General features: G+C 69.8%; 2 protein-coding genes and 1 pseudogene. All 3 read right to left on the bottom strand.

Annotation, left to right across the window (positions count from 1 at the left end):
- The coding region (locus D474_RS28930; protein ID WP_239647089.1) for a serine/threonine-protein kinase at window positions 1–848 on the bottom strand (848 nt) is incomplete at its 3' end.
- Window positions 849–1189: 341 nt separating this feature from the next.
- A complete protein-coding gene (gene acnA, locus D474_RS0116040; RefSeq protein ID WP_017614563.1) occupies window positions 1190–3913 on the bottom strand; it encodes an aconitate hydratase AcnA in 2724 nt (907 codons plus the stop codon).
- A 375-nt stretch (window positions 3914–4288) separates the two neighbouring features.
- Window positions 4289–5214: pseudogene (locus D474_RS28925) on the bottom strand (LLM class F420-dependent oxidoreductase).
- Between the last annotated feature and the right edge of the window lie 786 nt (window positions 5215–6000).

Below are 6000 nucleotides of genomic sequence, written 5' to 3'. Positions count from 1 at the left end.
GCAGCCACTGCACCACCGTCGGCGGGCAGCGCCACGAGCTGTTGCAGGAGCGCGGCGGCGTCGGGGCGCCGGGCCGGGTCCTTGTCCAGGCAGGCGCACACGACCTCGCACAGCGGGCCGTCGAAGCCCTCGACGTCGGGCTCGCCGCCGAGGATGCGGGCGATGCGGGAGGCCTGTGTCGGCCCGGGGAAGGCCTCACGCCCGATCGCAGCGAAGACCATCACCGCGCCCCAGGAGAACAGGTCCACCGCCGAGGTCAACCGCATACCCTCCAGCTGCTCGGGCGCCATGTAGCCGATCGTGCCGATGACCCCGGAGGCGGTGACCGAGGTGGACTCGACCGCACGCGCGATCCCGAAGTCGATCACCCGCGGACCGTCGGCCGCCAACATGATGTTGTCCGGCTTCAGGTCACGGTGCACCACACCGGCGGCGTGGATGGCAGCCAGAGCGGTGGCCGTGTTGACCGCCAGCCGGTGCAGGTCGGTCCCGCGACGGGGGCCCTCCTTGGCCACGGAGTCCTGGAGCGTGGGGCCGTCGATGTACTCGGTGGCGATCCAGGGCTCGTCCGCCTCGGGATCGGCGTCCAGGATCGAAGCGATACAGAACCCGCTCACCCGCCGCGCCTGATCCACCTCCGTGGCGAACCTCCGCCGCATGTCCGTGTCGCCCGCCCAATTGGCGTGAAGCACCTTGACCGCGGCCTTCCGTCCCGAGGGGTCCTCGCCCAGGAAGACCTCGCCGAAACCGCCGCGTCCCAGCGGGCGCAGCAGCCGGAAGTCGCCCACGGTCCGACCGTCCGGTCGCCCGGGATCCGCGCCGCTCTCCTCGTCCAGGGGTTCGTCCACGCCCGTCCCGTCCTTGATCGTCCTGCGGGGGTCACCCAGCCCGCACCCGGGGTCCACGGCGGGTACCCCGGGGTGCTCGTGTCCTGGGCGGCGGGCCGGCGGACCCGTGCGGTGGCACGGGGCACGGGGACGGCCTCGCCCGACTGGGAACGGCCTCCAGGTTAGCCACAGGGCGCGGGTGCCGGGGACGCCAGGGCACCCGCTCCGGGGGGCTCGGACCGGGACCGTCCTCGGCCGGCGCGCTCACCGCGCACGACGAAGGGGCCGCCACCGTCGGTCGGACGGTGGCGGCCCCTGAACCGCGCGGCGCACCTGTTGGGTGCGGAGCGGAGTTGGAACCGCTACTTGGCGATCAGCTGGCGCAGCACGAACTGCAGGATGCCGCCGTTGCGGTAGTAGTCGGCCTCACCCGGGGTGTCGATGCGCACGTCGGCGTCGAACTCGACCCCGGTGTCGGTGCTGACCTTGACCGTGCTCGGGATGCGCCCCTCGTTGAGCTCGGTCACGCCGGTGATGGAGAAGGTCTCCTCGCCGGTCAGCCCCAGGGAGTCCGCCGAGTGCCCCTGCGGGAACTGCAGCGGCAGAACACCCATGCCGATGAGGTTGGAGCGGTGGATGCGCTCGTAGGACTCGGTGATGACCGCGCGCACACCCAGCAGGCGGGTGCCCTTGGCGGCCCAGTCGCGCGAGGAACCGGAGCCGTACTCCTTGCCGCCCAGGACCACCAGCGGGGTGCCCTGCTCGGCGTAGTTCTGCGCGGCGTCGTAGATGAACGACACCGGGCCGTCGGGCTGGGTGAAGTCGCGGGTGTAGCCGCCTTCGGTGCCCGGCGCGAGCTGGTTGCGCAGGCGGATGTTGGCGAACGTCCCGCGGATCATCACCTCGTGGTTGCCGCGGCGGGAACCGTAGGAGTTGAAGTCGCGGCGCTCGACACCGTTGGCCTTGAGGTAGTCCGCGGCCGGGGTACCGGGCTTGATCGCAGCGGCGGGCGAGATGTGGTCGGTCGTGACCGAGTCGCCCAGCTTGGCCAGCACGCGGGCACCGGAGATGTCGGTGACCGGGTCCGGGGTCTCGCCCATGCCCTCGAAGTACGGGGGCTTGCGGACGTAGGTGGACTCTTCCTCCCACTCGAAGGTGTTGCCGGTCGGCGTGGGAAGCGAGCGCCAGCGCTCGTCGCCGGCGAACACGTCGGAGTAGGCCGACTCGTACATGTCGGAGGCGATGGAGTTGTCCATGACCTCCTGGATCTCCTCGGCGGTCGGCCAGATGTCGGCCAGGTGGACGGGCTCGCCGTCCTTGCCGATGCCCAGCGGCTCGGTGGTGATGTCGACGTCCATGGACCCGGCCAGGGCGTAGGCGACCACCAGCGGCGGCGAGGCCAGGTAGTTCATCTTGACGTCGGGGTTGATCCGGCCCTCGAAGTTGCGGTTGCCGGACAGCACCGAGGTGACGGCCAGGTCGTTGTCCTGGACGGCCTTGGAGATCTCCTCCGGCAGCGGGCCGGAGTTGCCGATGCAGGTGGTGCAGCCGTAGCCGACCAGGTTGAAGCCCAGCTTGTCCAGGTACGGGGTCAGGCCGGAGCGCTCGTAGTAGTCGGTGACGACCTTCGACCCCGGAGCCATGGAGGTCTTGACCCACGGCTTGCGGGACAGGCCCTTCTCGACCGCCTTCTTGGCCAGCAGGGCGGCGCCCAGCATGACCGAGGGGTTCGAGGTGTTGGTGCACGAGGTGATCGCGGCAATGGTGACGGCGCCGTGGTCGATCTCGGTCTTGGTCCCGTCGGCCATGGTGACCTCGACCGGGCGGTGGGGACGGTTGCCGTTCACGTGCTGGGCCGGGGCGTCGGAGGCCGGGAAGGACTCCTCGTTGGCCTCGTCGACCTCGTCCTCGACGTAGTTGCGCACGTCGTGGCGCCACGACGGCTTGGCCTCGGACAGCGCGATGCGGTCCTGCGGGCGCTTGGGGCCGGCGATGGAGGGGACGACCTCCGACAGGTCGAGCTCGAGGTACTCGGAGTACTCGGGCTCCTTGGCGGGGTCGTGCCAGAAGCCGTTGGCCTTGGCGTAGGACTCGACCAGCGCGACCTGCTCCTCGGAGCGGCCGGTCAGCTTCATGTACCGGATGCTCTCCTCGTCCACGGGGAACATCGCGGCGGTCGAGCCGAACTCGGGGCTCATGTTGCCGATGGTGGCACGGTTGGCCAGCGGCACCGAGGAGACGCCATCACCGTAGAACTCGACGAACTTGCCGACGACACCGTGCTCACGCAGCATCTCGGTGATCGTGAGGACGAGGTCGGTTGCGGTGGTGCCGGGCTGCAACTGGCCGGTGAGCTTGAAGCCGACCACGCGCGGGATGAGCATGGAGATCGGCTGGCCGAGCATGGCGGCCTCCGCCTCGATACCGCCGACGCCCCAGCCCAGGATGCCCAGGCCGTTCTGCATCGTGGTGTGGGAGTCGGTGCCCACACAGGTGTCGGGGTAGGCCTGGCCGTTGCGGTTCATGGTCACGCGCGCCAGGTGCTCGATGTTGGCCTGGTGCACGATGCCGGTGCCGGGCGGGACGACCTTGAACTCGTCGAAGGCGGTCTGGCCCCACCGGAGGAACTTGTAGCGCTCGTAGTTGCGCTCGTACTCGATCTCGACGTTGCGCTCGAACGCGTCGGGGCTACCGAAGAGGTCGACCACGACCGAGTGGTCGATGACCAGCTCGGCGGGGGCGAGCGGGTTGATCTTGTCCGCGTCGCCGCCCATCTCGTGCACGGCCTCGCGCATGGTCGCGAGGTCGACGACGCAGGGAACGCCGGTGAAGTCCTGCATGATCACCCGCGCGGGGGTGAACTGGATCTCCTGGTTCGGCTGGGCCTTGGGGTCCCAGTTGCCCAGGGCACGGATGTGGTCGGCGGTGACGTTCTGGCCGTCCTCCTTGCGCAGGAGGTTCTCGAGCAGAACCTTCAGGCTGTAAGGGAGTCGGTCGGAGCCCTCGACGGCGTCCAACCGGAAGATCTCGTACGACTCGTCGCCAACGCGCAACGTGTCACGTGCACCGAAGCTGTTCGTGGACACGGTGTCTGCCTCCTGATCTCGCCACTTTGTCCCCAGCATCCTGCCTCATCGGGCGGACGCGGGACCTACTGAGGCCGCCCTTACCGGATGCCGCGGACCGGGACCGCCGGGTGCGGGGCCCGTCTCGGCACCAGCATCCACCAGTTCCGCTCTGACCTGCAACGACACCACTCGCGACAGGAAAGGCGGCCCACGGATCCCGGGCGTCCACGATGGAGCGGGGCCGGGCGCCGACAAGCGGTGAACTTCACACGCCCGAGCCGGATGCGGGCCGGGGGAGCCCCGCTGTTATCTTGATGTCAAGGTATCTGACTTGTATCTCGATATCAAGTTATCGGGGCCCGGTCCGGGGTGCACGCCCGCCCCTCGCAGTACTCAGTCCACCTGCGGAGCAACCTGCTCGGCCACCAGCGCGAGGTGGTCCAGGTCGGACATGTCCAGCACCTGGAGGTAGAGGCGCTCGGCCCCCGCCTCGGCGAACCGGCCGATCTTGTCCACCAGCTCGGCCGGACTGCCCGCCAGACCGTCGGCCCGCAGCTCCTCGGGGGCGCGGCCGATGCGCTCAGCCCTCCGCGCGATCTCGCCCTCGTCACGGCCCACGCACAGCACCTGAGCCGCCGAGTAGACCATGGGCGCCGTGCGCCCGGTGCGCGACACCGCGTCGCGGGTGCGACCGAAGGCGGCCCCCGTCTCCTCCAGCGAGGAGAAGGGCACGTTGTACTCGTCGGCGAACGTGGCCGCCAGGCGCGGGNCCCGCCCCCGCCGATGACGACAGGCGGACGCGGCGCCTGCTCGGGCTTGGGCAGCGCAGGCCCCTCGGAGAGCCGGTAGTGCTTGCCCTCGTAGCGGAAGGACTCACCCGCTGGGGTACCCCAGAGGCCGGTGATGATGTCGAGCTGCTCCTCGTAGCGGTCGAAGCGCTCCCGGCCGGTCACAGGGAAGGGGATCCCGTAAGCGGCGTGTTCCTCCTCGTACCAGCCCGCACCGAACCCGAACTCGACACGGCCGCCGCTCATCCGGTCGATCTGGGCCACCGAGATGGCCAGCGGGCCGGGGTAGCGGAAGGTCGCGGCGGTCATGAGCGTGCCCAGCCGGATGCGGGAGGTCTCGCGAGCGAGACCGGCGAGGGTGATCCAGGCGTCGGTGGGCCCGGGAAGACCGTCGATGTGGTCACCCATGTGCAGGTAGTGGTCGGAACGGAAGAGGCCGTCGAAGCCGAGCTCCTCGGTGGCTCTGGCGACGGCGAGCTGGTCCTCGTAAGTGGCCCCCTGCTGGGGCTCGAGGAAGATCCTCAGACGCATGAACCCCATCTTCGCCCACCTGCGCCCGGGGTGCAGAATCCGCCGCGCGCCCGCCCACGCGTGCGGTCGTGCAATGATCCCCGACACACCAGATTGCACTTGGCGAATATTTTACCAGGAAGAAAATAGGATGCTTTCGTCGGCCCCGTCCGGGGCGTGGCCCTCTCCCGGAGGTGGTGTCCTTGTCCCTGTCCCGCTCCTTCCTCACCGCCCCGGCAGCCCTCGTGGGCGCCGCAGTACTCGCACTGCTCCCCCTGGCACCGGCCGCTGCCGACACGGCCTCCGAGGAGGAGCCCGGTTTCCCGGCGAGCGCGGTCAGCACGTTGGTCCGGGTCGATCTGCCCGACGAGGACACCCGCGGTTTCTGGGGTCGGGTGCACGCCGAGTCGGAACTGGGCCAGGAGCGCGCCTCGGCCGAGTTCGCCTCCGATCCCACCGGCATCACGCCCTACCTCGAGGTCGCCGGACCCCAGCGTTCACAGGTCGGCACCAGTGCCGAGGACAACGGACGCGCCGAGGCCCACACGTCGGCCGCCGCGATCGAGCTCTTCCCCACCGCCGAGGCGCAGGACCCAGCGCAACACAGATCCCAGGAGCAACAGCCCCTGGTCTCGGTGAGCGAGCTGCACACCTCCGTGGCCTGCGACTTCCACGGGAACCTGTCGTGGGAGCACGGTCTGGGCGGCAGCGGTTTCAGCGAACAGGTCGTCACCGTTCTGGGCACCCCCGTCCCAACGAACGAGCCCGAGGTCACCCAGACAGTCGATGGGCCCGGCGGGGAGGACA

The sequence above is a fragment of the Nocardiopsis salina YIM 90010 genome, assembly GCF_000341025.1.
GTDB classification, from domain to species: Bacteria; Actinomycetota; Actinomycetes; order Streptosporangiales; family Streptosporangiaceae; genus Nocardiopsis; species Nocardiopsis salina.
The sequence above is the reverse complement of the archived record's forward strand: the minus strand, read 5'-3'. Positions and strand labels throughout refer to the sequence as shown.